At 52.8% G+C, this 19,422-nt stretch carries 16 protein-coding genes and 2 tRNA genes; 8 read left to right on the forward strand and 10 right to left on the reverse strand.

The features are described from left to right. Nucleotides 1-3 precede the first annotated feature (3 nt). Together SPK40_RS13835 and SPK40_RS13840 are read left to right on the forward strand one after the other, a co-directional pair. Nucleotides 4-831: an SDR family oxidoreductase gene (locus SPK40_RS13835; protein ID WP_330960817.1), complete on the forward strand. Its 828-nt coding sequence runs from the start codon at nucleotides 4-6 to the stop codon at nucleotides 829-831. Nucleotides 832-1,236: 405 nt separating this feature from the next. Then, complete coding sequence (locus SPK40_RS13840) at nucleotides 1,237-2,091, forward strand: co-chaperone YbbN (protein WP_330960818.1); 855 nt, start codon at nucleotides 1,237-1,239, stop codon at nucleotides 2,089-2,091. Nucleotides 2,092-2,183: 92 nt separating this feature from the next. Here the strand turns inward: SPK40_RS13840 and cueR are convergent, their stop codons facing one another. Then, entirely contained in the window at nucleotides 2,184-2,585 is a 402-nt protein-coding gene (gene cueR / locus SPK40_RS13845) for a Cu(I)-responsive transcriptional regulator (protein WP_248143469.1), read from the reverse strand. Between the two features lie 88 nt (nucleotides 2,586-2,673). On the opposite strand from cueR, the gene SPK40_RS13850 reads away from it, so the two are divergent. Together SPK40_RS13850 and SPK40_RS13855 are read left to right on the forward strand one after the other, a co-directional pair. Next, nucleotides 2,674-5,487: a cation transporter gene (locus SPK40_RS13850; RefSeq protein WP_330960819.1), complete on the forward strand. Its 2,814-nt coding sequence runs from the start codon at nucleotides 2,674-2,676 to the stop codon at nucleotides 5,485-5,487. 176 nt (nucleotides 5,488-5,663) lie between these two features. Beyond that, entirely contained in the window at nucleotides 5,664-6,590 is a 927-nt protein-coding gene (locus tag SPK40_RS13855; protein WP_330960820.1) for a TraB/GumN family protein, read from the forward strand. Nucleotides 6,591-6,605: 15 nt separating this feature from the next. Here SPK40_RS13855 and SPK40_RS13860 read toward each other — a convergent pair. Then, nucleotides 6,606-6,682, reverse strand: a tRNA-Pro gene (locus SPK40_RS13860). Between the two features lie 97 nt (nucleotides 6,683-6,779). Then, nucleotides 6,780-6,856 (reverse strand) — tRNA-Pro (locus SPK40_RS13865). Nucleotides 6,857-7,127: 271 nt separating this feature from the next. On the opposite strand from SPK40_RS13865, the gene SPK40_RS13870 reads away from it, so the two are divergent. Beyond that, nucleotides 7,128-7,268, forward strand: a complete 141-nt coding sequence (locus tag SPK40_RS13870) for a DUF3149 domain-containing protein (protein ID WP_036754542.1) — start codon at nucleotides 7,128-7,130, stop codon at nucleotides 7,266-7,268. A 120-nt stretch (nucleotides 7,269-7,388) separates the two neighbouring features. Beyond that, complete coding sequence (gene smrA, locus SPK40_RS13875; RefSeq protein WP_330960821.1) at nucleotides 7,389-7,970, forward strand: DNA endonuclease SmrA; 582 nt, start codon at nucleotides 7,389-7,391, stop codon at nucleotides 7,968-7,970. A gap of 9 nt (nucleotides 7,971-7,979) precedes the next feature. Here the strand turns inward: smrA and SPK40_RS13880 are convergent, their stop codons facing one another. The 3 genes from SPK40_RS13880 to ushA form a co-directional block, all read right to left on the reverse strand. Continuing rightward, the gene (locus tag SPK40_RS13880) at nucleotides 7,980-8,594 is read right to left on the reverse strand and encodes a LysE family translocator (protein WP_248143463.1); all 615 of its coding nucleotides are present in this window, start codon (nucleotides 8,592-8,594) and stop codon (nucleotides 7,980-7,982) included. 43 nt (nucleotides 8,595-8,637) lie between these two features. Beyond that, nucleotides 8,638-9,111, reverse strand: coding sequence for a Cys-tRNA(Pro) deacylase (gene ybaK / locus SPK40_RS13885; protein WP_330960822.1), 474 nt, complete (start codon nucleotides 9,109-9,111; stop codon nucleotides 8,638-8,640). A gap of 136 nt (nucleotides 9,112-9,247) precedes the next feature. Continuing rightward, a complete protein-coding gene (ushA, locus tag SPK40_RS13890; RefSeq protein WP_330960823.1) occupies nucleotides 9,248-10,915 on the reverse strand; it encodes a bifunctional UDP-sugar hydrolase/5'-nucleotidase UshA in 1,668 nt (555 codons plus the stop codon). Nucleotides 10,916-11,610: 695 nt separating this feature from the next. Here ushA and SPK40_RS13895 point away from each other — a divergent pair. After that, nucleotides 11,611-13,494 carry a methyl-accepting chemotaxis protein gene (locus SPK40_RS13895; protein ID WP_330960824.1) on the forward strand — a complete coding sequence of 628 codons (1,884 nt, stop codon included), beginning with the start codon at nucleotides 11,611-11,613 and terminating at the stop codon, nucleotides 13,492-13,494. Between the two features lie 97 nt (nucleotides 13,495-13,591). Here SPK40_RS13895 and SPK40_RS13900 read toward each other — a convergent pair whose 3' ends face one another. Further along, a complete protein-coding gene (locus SPK40_RS13900) occupies nucleotides 13,592-14,953 on the reverse strand; it encodes a Na+/H+ antiporter NhaC family protein (protein ID WP_248143459.1) in 1,362 nt (453 codons plus the stop codon). Nucleotides 14,954-15,316: 363 nt separating this feature from the next. Here SPK40_RS13900 and SPK40_RS13905 point away from each other — a divergent pair, with 363 nt between their 5' ends. Further along, the gene (locus SPK40_RS13905; protein WP_330960825.1) at nucleotides 15,317-17,200 is read left to right on the forward strand and encodes a methyl-accepting chemotaxis protein; all 1,884 of its coding nucleotides are present in this window, start codon (nucleotides 15,317-15,319) and stop codon (nucleotides 17,198-17,200) included. A 119-nt stretch (nucleotides 17,201-17,319) separates the two neighbouring features. Here the strand turns inward: SPK40_RS13905 and kdsA are convergent, their stop codons facing one another. Genes kdsA through SPK40_RS13920 form a run of 3 tightly spaced genes read right to left on the reverse strand, consistent with a single transcriptional unit; the run spans nucleotide 17,320 to nucleotide 19,408 of the window. Further along, a complete protein-coding gene (gene kdsA, locus SPK40_RS13910) occupies nucleotides 17,320-18,171 on the reverse strand; it encodes a 3-deoxy-8-phosphooctulonate synthase (RefSeq protein WP_330960826.1) in 852 nt (283 codons plus the stop codon). A gap of 38 nt (nucleotides 18,172-18,209) precedes the next feature. After that, nucleotides 18,210-19,022: a SirB1 family protein gene (locus tag SPK40_RS13915; RefSeq protein ID WP_248143456.1), complete on the reverse strand. Its 813-nt coding sequence runs from the start codon at nucleotides 19,020-19,022 to the stop codon at nucleotides 18,210-18,212. Nucleotides 19,023-19,027: 5 nt separating this feature from the next. Next, the gene (locus SPK40_RS13920) at nucleotides 19,028-19,408 is read right to left on the reverse strand and encodes a SirB2 family protein (protein WP_248143455.1); all 381 of its coding nucleotides are present in this window, start codon (nucleotides 19,406-19,408) and stop codon (nucleotides 19,028-19,030) included. Between the last annotated feature and the right edge of the window lie 14 nt (nucleotides 19,409-19,422).

Genomic DNA, 19,422 nt, shown 5'->3' on the forward strand with positions numbered 1-19,422 from the left:
CACATGACCACAGCCATTCTCATCACAGGGTGCAGCAGCGGTATCGGATACCACTGCGCCAAATCGCTCCATCAGGCTGGCTATCTGGTGGTTGCCAGTTGCCGGCAACAGGCGGATGTAGAACGTCTGCGCGCCGAAGGATTGCATTGCGTTCAGCTCGACCTTGCAGACACAGCTTCCATCGAACAGGGTCTGTCGGACGCACTGGTAATCACCGACGGGCGACTGGATGTGCTGTTCAATAACGGCGCTTACGGCCAGCCGGGTGCTCTTGAGGATTTGCCCACAGATGCGCTGCGCGAACAGTTCGAAACCAACCTGTTCGGCTGGCATTCTCTGACCCGGGCCGTCATTCCCGTGATGCTCGGACAAGGGGGCGGAAAGATTGTCCAGAACAGCTCTGTTCTGGGGCTGGTCGCCATGAAATACCGCGGGGCCTACAATGCCAGTAAATTTGCATTAGAAGGCTATACCGACACCCTGCGGCTTGAACTGGCCAATACGCCGGTTCAGGTCAGCCTGATTGAGCCCGGTCCGATTGAAAGTCAGTTCCGGGCCAACGCAAAACGCCAGTTTGAGGCCCACATCGACATGACCGACTCCCGCCACAGCCAGAATTATCAGAATACGCTGAACCGGCTTGGCAAACCGTCCCCGTCCAACAAATTCACCCTGACGCCGGAAGCCGTCCTGAAACCACTGCAGAAGATCATCGACAGTCACACGCCTGCTGCACGCTACTATGTTACCCAGCCGACCTATATTTTCGGCTTTTTACGCCGGATTCTGCCGGTGCGCTGGCTGGATGGCATCTTAATCAAAAGTGATTAAGATCCACGCAGAGTGATGGAAGTTTGATCCTGATCCGAACGTGAAAAATCTCACACCGGAATGCCTGTTTTTTCATCAGATGTCATGAATGTGTCATCTGAGCCATCTAGGCTTCAGGGTAAGTTGGTCCTTACCTGTTGTGAACGGTAATCCAGCGATCCCCCTAAACAAACAGTGCTACATTTTCGGAGGAATCGGCATGACATTACGCCAGATAAACGCGCTCTGTCTCTGTGTCGCAATTGCTCTGCTTCTGAGCTTTCAACTCTAACGGAGAGCCTGGCTCTCCGTTTTTTTCCTCTGAACCCGTCGAACACCGCTTTATTCACCCTTTTCCCTTGATTTTCCTGCCAATCAGCCCAACATCTTCATCATCACTTATTCAACGATCACGGAAAGCCCGGTATGAACGACAAATTAGCGATTGAACTGAACGAATCCAATCTGCATCAGGTGATTGAGCAGTCCATGCAACAGCTGGTGGTGATCAGTTTCTGGGCACCGTCCATGCCTGAAACGGCAGAAGTCAATGCCGTCCTGGAACGCCTGGCAGCCCAGCTTCCGGGACAGTTTGTGCTGGCAACGCTGAACTGTGAAACGCAGCAAATGGTCGCGGCACAGTTTGGTGTCCGCAGTCTGCCAACCGTTGCCCTGTTCAGCAATGGTCAGCCGGTCGACGGCGCCGCCGGCCCGCAAACGGAAGACAGCCTGCGCCAGATGCTGAGCAAGCACCTGCCGAGCGAAGATGAAATGAAGCTGGATCAGGCCATTCAGCTGGTCAGCCAGCAAGCCTATAACGAAGCGCTGCCATTGTTACGTGAACTGATGGCCAGCCTGCCGGGCAACAGCCTGGTGTTACTGGCTGCTGCGGAATGTCTGCTGGAAACATCTCAGTTTGATGACGCTGAAACCCTGCTGGGCCAGATCCCGATGCAGGATCGGGACAGCGATTACAAACGTTTGGTTGCCAAACTGGAGCTGCACCGCCAAGCCAGTGATTCACCTGAAATTCGTCAGCTGGAAGAAAAACTGGCCGCGGAACCGGACAATGGTCAGCTGGCGTACGAACTGGCAATCCAGTACAGCCAGGCAAACCGCCAGCAGGAAGCTCTGGAGATCCTGATGGGCCTACTGCGCAAAGATCTGAACTTTGCCGACGGGAACGCCAAGAAAACCATGATGGATATTCTGGCGGCTCTGGGTCAGGGGAATGCACTGGCCAGCCAGTACCGTCGTCAGCTTTACTCACTGCTGTACTGATACAAGTCCACCGCAGGCAAACCAACCGGCCTGCGGTGAAGACAACCTATTGCTGGCTGAAACTGGGCCGACAGAGCTCAGTCTTTCTGAACTTAAGCTTCGGACTCACCTTCGGTCAGCGCATCGATGATCGGACAGCACGGTTGATTGTTCCCCGGACACTGACTGATCAGACTCTGCAGACTCTGCTTCATCGCCAGAAGCTCCTGGATCTGATGATCAATTTCAGCCAGTTTATGCTCGGCTTTTGCTTTTACATCGGCACTTTTCCGTTCCGGATCGCGTGACAGCGACAACAACTCCCGGCTTTCCTCCAGACTGAACCCCACCAGCCGCGAGCGCTTAATCATCAGCAGTTCGTTTACCTGTTTCTGGCTATAGCGGCGGTAGCCGTTCTCACCACGCAAAGGTTCACTGATCATCCCCTTACTCTCATAAAAGCGTATGGTTTTATTGGTTAATCCCGTCTGTTTGGCCACTTCGCTGATGTTCATCTGATCCTCCTGAAAAACTAACTTGACCTTCCATCAACTGGAAGCTTTATGATTAGCATATACCACATCAATGGCGTTGAGGAAGCCCATGACGATTTCAACAAGCATACCGGCCCGTATGGATGTGACGCTGCCGCTTGGCAAAGTCCGCTGTATGAATTGTGTCGGAAAAATCACCCAGGCATTACAGGTACTGGATGGCGTGGAAACAGTAGCGGTTGACACGCAAAACGCCCGTCTTTCAGGTCAGCTGGATCTGGCAAAGATTATTGAGACCATTGAGACACTGGGATACGAGGCCGGCTATCAGCACGACTTACCTTTGGCAGGCCTGTCCTGCGGAAAATGTGTTGCCAAGCTGAAGTCAGTGTTCGCCGCAGATCCCCGGATTGCCCAGTTTGAGGTCAGTAAAACCCGTGCTGTGGTTCTGGGCGCCTTAGACCAGGATGCATTAACTGCACTGATCCAGTCTGCCGGATATCAGGTCCCTCTATCAGAGCATCCAGATGATCAGGAGACATCGGGACAGCAAGCCCGTTCCGATGCAGCCGCTCACCTTCAGAACGCTGAAACGGCACCAGAAGCACCAGCCACCACGGCAACAGTAAGCGACAGCCCGAACGAAGCCGACGCAGACAGTCACTACTTTCTGATTTCCGGCATGACCTGTGCCAGCTGTGTGTCTTCCGTCGAAAAAGCTATCCGGCAAGTTGATGCGGTCTCCGCGGTCAGTGTCAATCTGGCCGAACGCACCGCGCTGGTTCAGGGAGAGATCGATCCTGAATCCGTGATCCGGGCTGTTTCAAATGCCGGCTATGGTGCTGAATTGAGTGAAGATGAACGCACCCGGCGTGAACGACAGCAGGCACAGAACTCAGCGGTTTACCGTCAGCACCTGATCAATGCCGGACTGGCACTGGCACTCGGGGTACCGCTGATGGCCTGGGGTGTATTTGGCGGCAGTATGATGATCGATTCGGTCACCAGCCAGTGGAGCTGGGGCATCATCGGCCTGCTGACACTGGCCTTGCTGGTGTACTGTGGCGGACATTACTACCGGGATGCCTGGAAAGCTTTCCTTCACCACAGAGCCAGCATGGATACACTGGTGGCGCTGGGTACAGGGGCGGCCTGGTTTTACTCCATGTTTGTGGTCCTGACCCCGGAATGGTTCCCGGCGCAGGCCCGCCACGTCTACTTTGAAGCTTCGGCCATGATTCTGGGTCTGATCACGCTGGGACATGCACTGGAAACCAAAGCCAGAGGACGCACCTCAAAGGCGCTGGAAAAACTGATCGACCTGCAACCGCAAACCGCCATTCTGGTCGATGATCAGGGCGAACGCGAAGTGCCGCTGGCCGAGATCAAACCCGGCATGAAGCTCAGGCTGCGTCCGGGCGCGAAAGTGCCGGTTGATGGTGTGATAGAAACCGGTGAAAGCTATCTGGATGAGTCGATGCTGACCGGTGAACCGGTACCGGCCCACAAAAAGCCGGGCGATGAACTGCATGCCGGTACGATCAATCAAAGCGGCAGCCTGTTGTTTATTGCCCGGCAGGTCGGCAATCAGACTCTGCTGGCACGAATCATCGGTCTGGTACGTCAGGCACAAAGCAGTAAGCCGGAACTGGCCCGGATGGCCGATACCATCTCGGCTATCTTTGTCCCCACGGTCATGATCATTGCGATTGTCACCGCAACCATCTGGTATTACGTCGGTCCGGATCCCGTCTCGATTTATATGCTGGTTACGGCGACCACCGTTCTAATCATTGCCTGCCCCTGTGCCCTCGGGCTGGCAACCCCGATGTCGGTCACCGTCGGACTGGGCCGGGCTGCAGAACACGGTATCCTGATCCGCCATGCCGATGCCATGCAGCTGGCTGCCGGGATTGATACCGTCGTGCTGGATAAAACCGGAACCCTGACAGAAGGTAAACCTGTCCTGACACACAGCCACTACTACGGCGAATACACTGAAGAGCAGGTACTGACACTGGCAGCCAGCCTGGAACAAGGTGCCGAGCACCCGCTTGCGAAGGCTATTGTCACCGCGGCGAAAGCACAATCGCTGCCGCTGAAAACTCTCAGTCAGTTTCATGCGCAGCCGGGCTATGGCGTCAGCGGTCAGGTCGAAACGCACAACATCCTGCTGGGTAACCGCGCCCTGATGGTAAAAGAAGGGATTGATACAGCCAGCCAGGAAGCCGATGCGCTCACGCTGTCCGATGACGGTGCAACCGCAATCTTCATTGCGATTGACGGACAACCGGCCGCGGTTTTCGGCATCAGTGATCCCCTGCGTGCAGACTCAGGCGAAGCTGTGGCAAGGCTTCAGGCAAAAGGCATTGAGGTCATCATGCTGACGGGGGATACCGAACGGACGGCCACAGCCATCGCCCGTCAGGCAGGCATCACGAAAGTGATTGCCGGTGTACTGCCGGATGGCAAATCGGAAGAAGTGCGTCAGCTGCAGCAATCGGGCAAGCACGTCGCCATGGTGGGTGACGGAATTAACGATGCGCCAGCGCTGGCTCAGGCGGAAATCGGAATTGCCATGGGCAGCGGCAGTGATGTCGCTATTGAAAGCGCCCAGCTGACACTGGTGCGCCACTCGCTGCACGGCGTCGCAGATGCGCTGGAACTGTCTTCCGCCACACTGCGGAACATGAAGCAAAACCTATTCGGAGCCTTTGTCTACAATACCCTGGGGATTCCGCTTGCCGCCGGTATTCTGTTTCCGTTTACCGGCAGTTTGCTCAGTCCGGTGATTGCCGGGGCTGCGATGGCACTGTCGTCCATCACGGTCGTCAGTAATGCCAACCGCCTGAGACTGTTCCGTCCGGGCAGCGCGCAATATCAGACAACCACACTTACGGACAACAAAGGAGGCCTGGAATGATGGCATTACTGGCAGCACTGGCCATTGGCTTCATCATCTGGTGGTTCTGGCTTCATCCGAACCGGTAGTTCTTCAGCGGCTGGACTGTCTGTCCGGCCGCTTTTCTGATGCGTGAAACTTGCCTGTCCCCCATGTATTCCATAGGCTGTTTACAACCGCCAACCACTGGAATGATCATGTTTAAATCTCTGCTTACCAAAGCCAGTATCGTTCTGACCTTCTTCAGTACCAGTGCCTCAGCTGAGCCTCAGGTCTGGCTTGCCAAAGATCACCAGCGTCAGTTTGTGCTGATGGGATCCATTCATGTCGGCAATGATGCACTTTATCCGTTACCAGATGTCTTTACCCGGTACTGGCCTGAAGCGAACGGCCTGATTCTGGAAGCCGATATCCAGAAAAAGTTTGAGATGCCGCCCTTTGATGCAAGCACCGCAACACGTCATTTGCTGCCCCCGAAGGATATCCGCACCCTCAAAGCACTGGCCGACCAATACCGATTGTCCTCCTACTCGCTCCTTGAAAATCCGCCCTGGATGACAGCCATGCAACTGCAATTGGCCCAGTCTCTGGCCTATGGCCTTTCTCCGGAGAAAGGCATCGATCAGGTGGTATTTGCCCGGGCTCAAAAAGAGCACGTTCCCGTTTACGAACTGGAGGGCATTGAAGCACAGTTCCGGCTGCTGAGGAGTCTTCCGGATCATGGCCTGAACCTGCTGCAAACAACGTTGAATGAATGGCTTTTACTGGAAGATGAACTGCGTTGCCTGCTCGAAGCCTGGCAACAGGGGAATGGTACCGTGCTGACGGAACTGAGCGCTCAGATCGCCCTCTCTGATGACACCGAACAGCACCTGCTGACGCGCAGAAATCAGGACTGGGCCAGGCAGCTTACCCATGCGCCGCAATACCAGAAGGGGACCTTTCTGGTCGTTGTCGGTGCTTATCATATGATGGGGAACGATGGCCTGCCTGCGTTACTGATGCAACAAGGCTTCACGGTCCGGCAACTCAATCACGCCCGACCTGCACAATGTGAACCCGCGCCTCTCCGTCAGGCAATCAATCAACCAAAAACATCAGAAACAAAAAAGCCCGCTCAATGAGCGGGCTTTCGAAGGTGGTCGGTGAAGAGGGATTCGAACCCCCGACCCTCTGGTCCCAAACCAGATGCGCTACCAAACTGCGCTATTCACCGATAATTTTGTTCTATTGAAAGTATAACTCTTGCAGTCAGAGTTACTCAAACTCTCAATTTTTGTAGCCTGCTTTTCAAAAGCAAACTTTTAAAATAGTGGTCGGTGAAGAGGGATTCGAACCCCCGACCCTCTGGTCCCAAACCAGATGCGCTACCAAACTGCGCTATTCACCGACAATTTGCTGAAAGGCCAGACAAATCACATTGCCTTTCGAGGTGGCCTATAATACTGGCAAATTTGCCAAACGCAAGGGGGGAGGAAGTAAATTTTCCTTTCTTTTTACTGCTTGATGAGTAAATCATCACTTTGAGCAGGGTTTATTGCCCAAACCACAAAAAATACACCTGACTGACGGAACCTTGTCCGAGCTTGATCCAGATCATCTGCCTTGCAACCCCCTTAAACTAAGATTGCAACAAGTTTCCATACAGCAGAGGACATCACATGGAATTTTGGCTTGATTTACTCTTCGGTAACCCGGTCGGTTTGTCGTCAATGATTGTGATTTTCGGTGCGTTGGGGCTGATGATCTTTTATGGCGGCTATTTCGTTTACAAAGTCATGAAAGCTGATTCACAACAGTAATATTTTCCGTTATCTCCAATCTTTCTTGAATCCTGCGGACACTGACAGGCCCCAGGATTCTTTTTTTTCCCCGCCAGCCACGTATAATTCTCTTAAAGTCCGCAGTAAAAACAGCTCACCATGTCAGATCAAAATGAACTGGATCTGTTCCGTGAAATGATGGCTGATGTCGCCCCATTGGAACAAGACACCGTACTTACAGAGAAAAAACACCAGATTACCGAGTCTCAGCTCGCCCGTCAGGTTGCGGCCCAAAGCCTGTCCGACAGTGACCCTGAATACCTGTCACTGGATTATGCCCAGATGGTCAAACCCGACGACATGCTGGATTTCAAGCGCGATGGTGTACAGGATGGTGTAATTCGCAAATTACGTCTGGGTAAATATGACATTCAGGCCCGCCTCGACTTGCACCGGAAATCCCTGAAAGAAGCCAGAGACGAAGTCCTGAGTTTCCTGAAGCAATGCCAGCGGATGGATATCCGGACCGTGCTGATTGTGCATGGCAAAGGGGAGCGCTCTGCCCCACCGGCACTGATGAAAAGTTTCGTTGCTTCCTGGTTAATTCAGATCAGTGACGTGATGGGTTATCACTCCGCACTGCGTCAGCACGGCGGCAACGGCGCGCTGTACGTCATGCTGAAGAAAAGTCCGGAGCGTAAACTGGAAAACCGGGAACGGCATCAGAAACGGATGAGTTAGGCTGGCAAGTTAAGCCAGCCAGACCACACGCAGAGCCAGCATCAGTAAAACCACGCCAGACAAACGGTCAATGAGCTGTGCCCGGCTGCGCAGTTTTTCCAACACAGCCGGCCGGGATAAGATCAGCGCAATCAGGGTGTACCAGAGGCCGTCCACCAGCAACGGCGTCGCCACAATAATCGCGCGATCACTCATTTGGCTGCCAACTGCAACGAACTGACTGAAAAGAGCCAGAAAAAACAGGGCCAGCTTCGGATTCAGAATGGAAATCATGATGCCATCCCTCGCCGCTTCCCCCAGACTGGCCGACGCTCCGGCTGACAGTTTCGCAGCCACGCCCCCTTTGGAGCGCAACGCGTTAATACCTAAATAAGCTAAGTAGGCCGCACCAGAATACGTAATCACCTGAAACAGCAGCGGAGACTGCTTCAGCACCACCGCAAGCCCGAGTAAGGTCAGCAGAGCATACACCCCCACCCCAAAGGCGTGCGCCCAGGAAGTCGCTATCCCGTGCAGCTTACCGCCCGACAGACTGTGCTTTGCAACAACCGCCAGACTTGGCCCCGGTGACATCGCACCCAGCATGCAAATCATCAGTAGTGAAAGCCAGATCGTCAAAGTCATCCCGTCTCCTCCGGGCCATTTAGGCCTGTCTCAAAATTAAAGTTTATCTGGCCAGTGCTGCCAGCTTCCCGCCAGTCAGTTGCAGTAAATCAGCCGGGGACAGTTCAATTTCCAGCCCTCGGCGCCCGGCGCTGACACAAATGGTTTCGAATGAATTTGCCGATTCATCCAGAAAAGTCGGCAGTCGTTTTTTTTGTCCCAAAGGACTAATTCCGCCCACGATATAGCCTGTCGTTTTCTCAGCAATCGCAGGATCAGCCATATCCGCTTTCTTGGCCCCGGCCGCTTTTGCCGCCGCTTTCAGATCCAGCATTCCGGCAACCGGAACAACGGCCACAGCCAGTTGTTTAGGATCGCCATTACAGGCAAACAACAAGGTTTTGAATACACGGGCCGGATCCTGCCCCAGCACTTCAGCCGCTTCCATGCCGAAATTGCTATTGTTGGGATCATGCTGGTATTGATGAACTGTGTGGGCAATTTTATGCTTTTTGGCTAGATTGATTGCGGGTGTCATCCTGTCCTCCGAGATCTGTCGCTCCTCACTATATCGAACAGGCCTCATTTCGCCAAGGCAACTGAGATACAGACAGCAATAAAAAAGCTCACCTAAGTGCATAGGTGAGCTTGCATTGAGCCGTCGTCAGTTCGGATTAACGGTAAACAATCTCACCCTTTGGTACAAAGCTATTCACGTTCACCGGGCTGTTGGCTTCCAGGTAATCTTTCAGCACTTCTGCATCAACAAAACCTGTGTTTACATAACCTGAGTGGCCCGTCAATTTAGGATAACCGTCACCGCCTGCGGCGTTAAAGCTCGGCACTGTGAAACGGTAAGTCTTGCTCGGTACCAAAGCTTTGCCGCCAATCTTCACATTGCTGACTTTGCCGTTCTTCACATCCATCCGGATGCCGTAGAACTGGGCATAAGCGCCTGAGTCAACTGGTTTCGTGGCCACTTCATTCAGATAATCAAGCACTTCTGCACCTGTCATATCCGTGTAAGTCACCATGTTACCGAACGGCTGCACTTTCAGAACATCTTTATAGGTAATCGCACCACCCGGAATCGAGTCACGCACACCGCCGGAGTTCATGACCGCAAAATCCGCTTTGGCGCGCTGCATATGCGCCGCTGCAATCAAACGTCCCAGGTTCGTCTGTTTGAAACGCACCACATTCCGGTCGCCTTCCAGCTTGCCGTTTGACTCAGAAATTTTCACGTTCAGCTGAGCCTGACCACGCTCCTGATAAGGAGTCAGGAAGGCTTTCACCTCTGAGTTTTGAGGGATTTCCTTCTCAACAAACACTCTTTGTGAGGAACCATCAGCCAGCTGGATTTTCTTCTTCAGGTTCACAGGAACCAGATCATAACTGACCAGATTCAGCTCACCGTTCTTGAATTCAAAATCAGCGCGACCCACATATTTGCCCCACTCGTGCGCCTGAACGATCCAGGTACCATTCTGCTGATCCGGCTTACAGTCATCGCCTGGCTTGAATCCGTCATTGGCGACGTTCGGCGCTTCCATACAAACCGGCTCTTGCGAGTGACCACCGACGATCAGATCCAGATCACCCGGCTCCAGATAACGCGCCAGAGCAACATCACCCGGGGCATTCACACCGCGGTTGCCATTGACATAATGGCCCATGTGCGTCGCAGCGATAATCACATCCGGATGCTCAGTTTCTTTCAGTTCGGCAATCAGTGCTTTGGCTTCGGCTTTCGGATCACGAAACTCAATGTTTCCGATATATTCCGGATTTCCGATTTTAGCCGTATCTTCCGTGGTCAGACCGATGACGGCAATTTTGATCCCTTGCTGTTCAAAAATCTGGTAAGGCTGGAACAGGCGCTTGCCTGTGGCCTTGTCATAAATGTTGGCAGACAGCATTGGGAAGTTCGCCCAGCCTTCCTGCTTGCGCAGCACATCCATCGGGTTATCAAACTCGTGATTGCCCACAGCCATCGCATCGTAGCCAAGCATGTTCATGCCTTTGAAATCTGGCTCCGCATCCTGAAGATCGGATTCTGGCACCCCGGTATTAATATCACCGCCAGACAGTAACAGAGCGGTACCACCTTCTTCAGCGACATCAGCACGCAGTTCATCCAGCAAAGTCTTACGGGCAGCCATGCCATACTCACCATTACGGTTTGTCCAGAAACGGCCGTGATGATCGTTCGTATGAAGAATCGTGAACTTATAGGTCTGGTCTTGCTGCCAGCCGGCAGCCTGATCCTGGCTAGCGCATCCTGCCAGTGCCAATAACAGTCCCGCAGACAAGGCAGTACGGGTTAACAGTTTTGTGGTCATTTCATCACCTTACACAGTCTACTCTCATGGCGTGCCGCCCTCCGTGGTGGTGGCAGTGCCCAAAACGGTGTTCAGTGTAAAAGATTCAATTACGACGTGGCAGGTGATTTCATCAGAGTGTTAAACCGATCACTATGCAATCGATATCATTTTTGATATTTGAAGGAGATAGCAGCAAAAACATCCCAGAAATGGGGAGCATTTCTCAAAACAAGAAATTTGATTCAGCCTGATTCCAGAACAGCCTGATGAGACTGATTCAACATCACAATTTCCGGAGTGATAACTCGGCAGAAAAAGTCATCCGAAACGCTTACCACAGCAAGTCATTGAATTGACTGACAGGATCCGCCAATGGACAAATTTGTCCTCTGAAGAAACTCCGGATGAGATCCCGCTGGACATCAGACATTCAGGACTGTGCCTGAAAAATATCTCACCGATAAAATTTTAAGAAGTTCGGATTTCTATAAGATAATCCTTTGAATTTGGAATGCTTATCCCTTTTCAACAAACTTTTATGCCAATGCAAACAAAATATTAGTCACACCTAATATTTAAGTTTATTCAGGCAGCCGTCGTATTAATATATGGAATTCAAGTGTTGCTACCCCCCATTTTTGTCACACTTTTTGTTGTGCAACATGATGAGCCAACACCGTTACTCGTTTCCGTTCCATCCACCGAGACCCATAATGAAACTGAGCCTAAAGCAAAAACTCATCGGTGCCAGCTTATCTGCTGTCGTGGTTATGGCAACCGCGCTGACCTGGCTGGCCGCAAGCCAACTCAATCAACAAACTCAACACAGCATATTCAACCGCGCTGACAGCCTGAGCAAGACAGCCACTAAAGGGATCAGTGACTGGATTAATATACGTCTCAAGATTACTGGTGCGATCAAATCCTATGTGGAAGCTGACGAACCAGTTCCTTACCTTCAGCAAGCCCGCGATGCCGGCGGATTTGCTCTGACCTATTTCGGAACCCCAACGGGCAAAATGGTCCGCTCAAATCCGGAACGGAATCGTGCAGGCTATGACCCGCGACAGCGCCCCTGGTACATTGCTGCCCAATCGACCAGTCAGCCTGTGATTACCTCGGCATACCATGATGCCATCACCAATGCGCTGCTGGTAACGCTGGCTGAGCCTGTCATGCGTAATGGTCAGCTGACTGCCGTCGTCGGTTCGGACGTGCTGATCGATCAGCTCATTTCTGATGTGATCAGTCTCGATGCCGGGAAAAAAGCTTACGCCATGCTGATTAACACTCAGGACAGCACCTTCCTCGCACACCCTGAAAAATCTCTGCTGCTCAAACCCATCAGCGGATACAGCCAGAAGCTGAGCATGAGCGATATCCAGAAAGCGGTCAGTTCCCGCAAGCTGGTGAACGAGGTCATCGATGGTGAAGATAAGCTGCTGTATTTCACAGAAGTACCGGGCACACCCTGGATTCTGGGTCTGGAGATGGACAAAGACACTGAAGAAGCGAGCCAGAGCGAACTGCTGACCCGGCTGATTCTGACCTCAATTGTCATTACTCTGGCTGTACTGGCTGCAGTTGCCTGGCTGGTTGGCTACCTGTTCCGCGATCTGGGCCGGGTATCTGAGGCACTGGCAGAAATTGCGACCGGTGAAGGCGATCTGACGCAACGTCTGGAACCTCGCAGTGATGACGAAGTCGGCCAGCTGGCCCATAACTTCAACCGCTTTGTCGGCAACATGCACGGCATGGTGATGCGTTTGCGCGATGTGTCCCAGTCGCTGAGTTCTCAGGCGCATCAGACTGCGTCACAGGCCGAAGAACGCAGCACCCGGATTCGTCACCAACAGGATGAAATCAACATGGTGGCCACGGCCATTAATGAAATGGCTGCGGCAACGCAGGAAATTTCCGGCAATGCTGACAACACCGCGCGTACATCGACTGAAACTGTACTGGCAGCCGAACACGGCGCAAAACAGGTTGAACAAAGCCAGCACTCCACCACCAGTCTGGCCGGTGAAGTAGAAACCGCGACCGATGTCATCAGTGAACTGAACCATCACGCGCAAAGCATCAACACCATTCTGTCGACCATTCAGAATATTGCCGAGCAAACCAACCTGCTGGCGCTGAATGCTGCAATTGAGGCAGCCCGTGCCGGTGAACAAGGTCGCGGCTTTGCCGTGGTTGCCGATGAAGTTCGTGTCCTGAGTCAGCGCACGCATGCTTCAACTCAGGAAATCCAGCAGATGATTGAAACGCTGCAGCAGACCACAGGTCGTGCCGTCGGCATTATGAGCGACAGCCGTCGTCTGGCAGAAACCAGTGTGGATGACGCCAATTCAGCGTCTGCCAGCCTGACTCAGATTATTTCTGCGATTACCAATATCAGTGATATGGCCACTCAGATTGCTTCTGCCGCGGAAGAGCAATCTTCTGTGACCTCTGAAATCACCCGCAACACCGAAGGCATTCGCGATGTGTCCAACGACCTGGCTCAGGAAGCCAGCGAAGCGGCACAGCAGGCTGCGCAATTGTCAGATCTGTCTCATGAACTGCAACAGGAAATCAGCCGCTTTAAGCTGTAATCCCGGATTCAGCAAGACTGGTTTCAGAAAAGCAGATTCAGAAGTACCAACAAAAACACCCCAAACGGGGTGTTTTTTTATTCCGGGTCGTTCAGGCTTATGCCGTGACGGCTATCCGCTGCTGATGCTTAATCAGCATAGCGATCACCGCACTGCCCGCCAGGAAGAAACAGTAATAAGAATGACTGACCACAGTCAACGGGGATAAGCCGAAAACTGAACCCAGCAAAAGACCCTGCGCGCCATAAGGCAGGATTCCCTGAATTACACAGGAGAAAATATCCAGCAGGCTGGCCGAACGACGCGGTGTCACACCATTTTGTTCAGCAAGTTCACGGGCCACACCACCGGCGACGATAATGGCCACGGTATTATTGGCCGTACACAGATTCGTCAGGCTCACCAGACCGGCAATCCCCAGCTCACTGGCCTTCTGTGACTGCTCCCCTTCCTTACGGCCAAAGCCGCCAATCAGCCGGTTGATCAGCCGGGTCAGGAAAGCCAGTCCGCCCTGGCGGCGCATCAGCTCACCCATGCCGCCAATCAGCATAGAGAGCAGGAAAATTTCCTGCATGTTGCCGAATCCGGCATAGATATCCTGTCCCCAGTTCGCCAGACCATAGTCAGGCACAGACAGCAAACCGACACCACCTGCCAGAATGAGCCCGAGACTGAGAACAACAAATACATTCAGACCGGCCACGGCCAGAACCAGAATCGTGATATACGGCAATACTTTCAGCCATTCAATGCTGGTCACTGCAGGCGCTTGCGTCGGGGTCGATTCAAACAGAAACAGCAGGATCGCGGCAATCGCGGCCGGTAACGCAATCGCAATGTTCTCACGGAATTTATCGCGCATCGCACATCCCTGAGAACGGGTTGCCGCAATGGTGGTATCTGAAATGATCGACAGGTTATCGCCAAACATGGCGCCGCTCAGAACAACCCCGGCAGTCAGTGCTTTATCCAGGCCCGCAGTTTCTGCAATTCCCAGAGCAACCGGCGCGACGGCAGCGATCGTGCCCATGGATGTCCCCATAGCGGTCGCAATAAATGCTGCGATCACGAAAATACCCGGCAGAATCAGGCTGGATGGTAACAACGACAAACCAAGATTAACCGTGGCATCCACACCCCCGGTTGCTTTCGCGACGGCCGCAAAGGCACCGGCAAGCAGGTAGATCATGCACATTGCAATAATGTCGCTGTGGCCGACACCCCGCATGAACTGTTCGATGCTCTGATTCAGCCGGTCTTTACTCAGCAGAATGCCCACCAGCACTGCAGGTAAGGCAGCGACAGGTGCCGGTAACTGATAAAAAGCAAAGTCGACGCCCTGCCAGGTCAGATAGCTCCCCACCCCGATGAACAGAGCCAGAAAGACAGCAAGCGGTAATAACGCCAAAGCAGAGGGCGCTATGGTTTCCGAAGGATGTTGTGTTGAATCGTGCGACATGATCACTACAGCATATTATTTTGAATTGGCCGCATAGCCTAAGACTTACATCCACACGTGTCAACTTCTAGACGTCTAAACATCTAAATATGCATTTAATTGAAAAACTTTCAATAAATTAAACTTGCTGCATAGATGTCCGTAAAAACTAACCAGTTGAATATGTAACACTTATCGCTGACCGACAAATTTTTATCCTTAGAACGTCAATAATCGGTCGCCAATAACCCTTAAATTTCCATATACAACAGTCGTATAGCTATATAGAATTCTCAGGATTATTTTTCCTCACTTGTCACATTTTTTGTGCAACAAATGAGAAAAAATCAACATCAGCTTCCGTTCCATCCATCGAGACTCACAATGAAACTGACCCTAAAGCAAAAACTCATAGGTGCCAGCTTATCTGCCGTCGTGGTTATGGCAACCGCGCTGACATGGCTGGCTGCGAATCAACTTTATCAACAAACTCAAAACAGTATTTTCAGCCGCGCTGACAGCCTGAGCAAAACTGCGACCAAAGGGATCAGTGACTGGATCAGCATTCGCCGCAGCGTCACCAGTGCCGTCAAACCTTATGTACAAACCTCTGATCCAGTGCCTTTCCTGCAACAGGCGCGCAACGCCGGTGGTTTTGACGAAATTTATTTTGGTACGCCGGCCGGAGAAATGTTCCGTTCTTATCCGGAGCGTAACCGTGCAGGCTATGACCCGCGCCAGCGTCCCTGGTACATTGATGCCCAGTCCGCAAACAAACCAATCATCACCACGGCCTACCGTGATGCGGTGACCAATGCCTTGCTGGTCACCCTGGCTGAGCCGGTGAAGCAGAACGGTCAGCTGATTGCGGTGATCGGCTCTGACGTGCTGATTGATCAGCTCATCTCTGATGTGATCAGTCTGGATGCGGGCAAAAATGCTTACGCCATGCTGATTAACACACAGGACAATACCTTCCTGGCTCACCATGATCAGGGGCTGCTGCTGAAACCGGTCAACGGTTACAGCCAGGACCTGAGCATGAGTGACATCCAGCAGGCGGTCAGCCGCGGCACTATTATCAGCGAATCCATCAATGGCGCAGACAAGCTGCTTTATTTTGCCGAAGTTCCCGGCACCCCGTGGATCCTGGGCCTGGAAATGGACAAGACCACGGAAGAAGCCAGCCAGAGCCAGCTTCTAACTCGCCTGATCATCACCTCAATCATCATTACATTGATTGTCCTGGCAGCCGTTGCCTGGCTGGTCGGGTTCCTGTTCCGCGATCTGGGCCGAGTCTCTGATGCACTGGCTGAAATTGCGACCGGTGAAGGCGATCTGACGCAACGCCTGGAACCACGCAGCGATGATGAAGTGGGCCAGCTGGCACATAACTTCAACCGCTTTGTGGGCAACATGCACGGCATGGTCACCCGCCTGCGGGATGTTTCCCAGTCGCTGAGTTCTCAGGCGCATCAGACAGCTTCTCAGGCTGAAGAGCGCAGCACCCGGATTCGTCATCAGCAGGATGAGATCAACATGGTCGCCACGGCTATCAATGAGATGGCTGCTGCAACCCAGGAAATTGCCGGTAACGCCGACAACACCGCCCGCACATCGACCGAAACGGTCAAAGCGGCTGAACATGGTGCCGAGCAGGTTGAACAAAGCCAGTCTTCAACCACCAGTCTGGCCGGTGAAGTGGAAACCGCGACGGATGTCATCAGTGAACTGAATCATCACGCGCAAAGCATTACCACCATTCTGTCGACCATTCAGAACATTGCTGAGCAAACCAACCTGCTGGCGCTGAATGCTGCGATTGAAGCGGCCCGTGCCGGTGAGCAGGGTCGTGGATTTGCCGTGGTTGCCGATGAGGTTCGTGTCCTGAGTCAACGCACGCATGCATCGACGCAGGAAATCCAGCAGATGATCGAAACGCTGCAGCAGACCACTGGCCGTGCCGTCGGTATTATGGGCGACAGCCGCCGTTTGGCGGAAACCAGTGTGGATGATGCCAATTCGGCATCTGCCAGCCTGATTCAGATTATTTCAGCGATCACCAACATCAGCGATATGGCGACCCAGATTGCGTCGGCGGCGGAAGAGCAGTCTTCGGTCACCTCTGAAATCACCCGCAATACGGAAGGCATTCGCGACGTGTCAAACGAACTGGCTCTGGAAGCCGGTGAAGCTGCACAACAGGCGGCTCAGCTGTCTGAACTGTCACACGAACTGCAACAGGAAATCAGCCGCTTTAAGCTGTGATCCTTCCGGCCCGGTTAACAGACCGGGCCGAAATTCCTGAATAAACAATAAAAATTTAACAATAAAAAAGGGTGTCTGCTGACACCCTTTTTTTATGGATTTTTGCTGCAAGCTGCGAATTACTGGATATCGATTGGCTCGAAGCTCTTCACCAGATCATCCAGCTGTTTGATCTGGTTCAGGAATGGTTCCAGCTTATCCAGCGGGAAGGCTGACGGGCCATCACAACGCGCTTCATTCGGGTTCGGGTGCGCTTCCATAAACAGACCGGCAATCCCAGCTGCCATTCCGGCACGCGCCAGTGTCACGGTTTGCTCACGACGACCACCAGATGCTGCACCCAGCGGGTCACGGCACTGCAGTGCATGCGTCACGTCGAAAATGATCGGGCTGCCCTTCGATGCCTGTTTCATGACATCAAAGCCCAGCATGTCAACAACCAGGTTATCGTACCCATGCAGCGCACCGCGCTCACACAGAATGATCTGGTCGTTATTGCATTCAGCGAACTTCTCGACGATATTGCCCACCTGACCCGGGCTCATGAACTGTGGTTTCTTCACATTGATCACGGCACCGGTTTTCGCCATTGCTTCAACCAGATCGGTCTGACGCGCCAGGAAAGCAGGCAGCTGAATCACATCTACCACTTCAGACACCGGCTGGCACTGATACTGCTCGTGAATATCCGTGATGATTTTCACCCCGAAGGTATTTTTCAGTTCCTGAAAAATTTTCAGGCCTTCTTCCATTCCCGGACCACGGTAAGAATGAACCGAAGAACGGTTTGCCTTGTCGAAGGAAGCCTTGAACACATAAGGAATGCCCAGCTTTTCAGTGACTTTGACGTAGTGCTCACAGATCTGCATCGCCAGATCACGCGATTCCAGAACGTTCATACCACCAAACAGCACAAAGGCTTTATCGTTAGCGACCTCAATGTCACCAATACGAACCACTTTCTGTTGCATGCTTCTACTCTTCTTTTCTGTCAATTCGTTCAGAACGCTCAGTGCAGCACCTGCGTCTGTGCACTCAGGACTTTCACCTGCAGCTTCAGCAGCTCGGCAGCCGGGTCTTCCGGGCACTGTTCAATGAAATAGGTATAGTCCATCGCAGCCGCATGACTGCATTCCAGTTGCTGATAAATATAGCCCCGGTCGCGGATTTCATGCGGATCCCCCGGACGTAACAGTAAAGCCAGATCGCTGCAACGCAGTGCGTCGGCATACTGTTCTTCTCTTAAGAGGGCACTTTTCAGCACAGTCAGCCAACGAGCCAGCACATCGGTATGGCTCGTAGCCGTGAGATAACTGTCCCGCCACGGTGCCAGCGGACCTTTATGGCCTTTCAGCCAGGCCCCCAGCGTTTTCTGACTGACAAACTCACCATCAAAAGGATTGATAAACTGGGTGTCGGCATCCGGCCAGTCAACGCGCAGGATATATTGGGTTGGAAAAGCGACGCCGGAAACCGGCAATTCAAGATGCTGGGCAATGTACATGAAGACGGCACCCAGGCTCACCGGGATCCCTTTGCGTCGCTCCAGTACCTTATCCAGATATGCGTTTTCGGCCGCATAGTACTGGTTGCGATCGCCGCTGAATCCCCATTCGCGGTAAAACAGGCGGATCAAGCCTTCCAGACGCAAATGCGGATTCGTTTCAGACATCAGGGCCGCTTCAGCTTCTTTCACCAGCTTGGCGAGCTGCAACCGTACCCATTGCGCAGGAAATCCGGGTTCCAGATCCATCATCAGATCAATTGCACCTTCGACCAGGGTCACCGCTTCGTAATCTCGGCTTTCATCGTTGAACTGCATCTGTCTTACCCCAGCAATGGCAGTTTTGTCACAGCCAGCTTCCCGGCCATTGCTAACCAGCCCAGGGCTCCCAGGAATGCGAAAGTCTTAAAGACCTTATTTTTGCCATATTTCAGGGCAAAGAAACCCAGTGCTATATAGGCCAGCACGCAGGTCAGTTTTTCAGTCAGCCAACTCGCACCCGCAGTGAACGGAATAAAGCCAGTGTACAGGATCAGCGCAATACCGCTCAGCAGCAGAAAGGTATCCACCACATGCGGAGTCACTTTCAGGACTTTTTTCTGCAGCAACGGTGAATCTGCCATCATCAGGCCAAAACGGACGACAAACAGCAGAGCGCTCAGCGCGATAATCGTTAAATGAAAATGTTTCAGTGCTATGTACATCTGGTTTTTCTCTT

The sequence above is a fragment of the Photobacterium sp. 53610 genome (assembly GCF_036409375.1).
In the GTDB taxonomy this organism is placed as follows: domain Bacteria; phylum Pseudomonadota; class Gammaproteobacteria; order Enterobacterales; family Vibrionaceae; genus Photobacterium.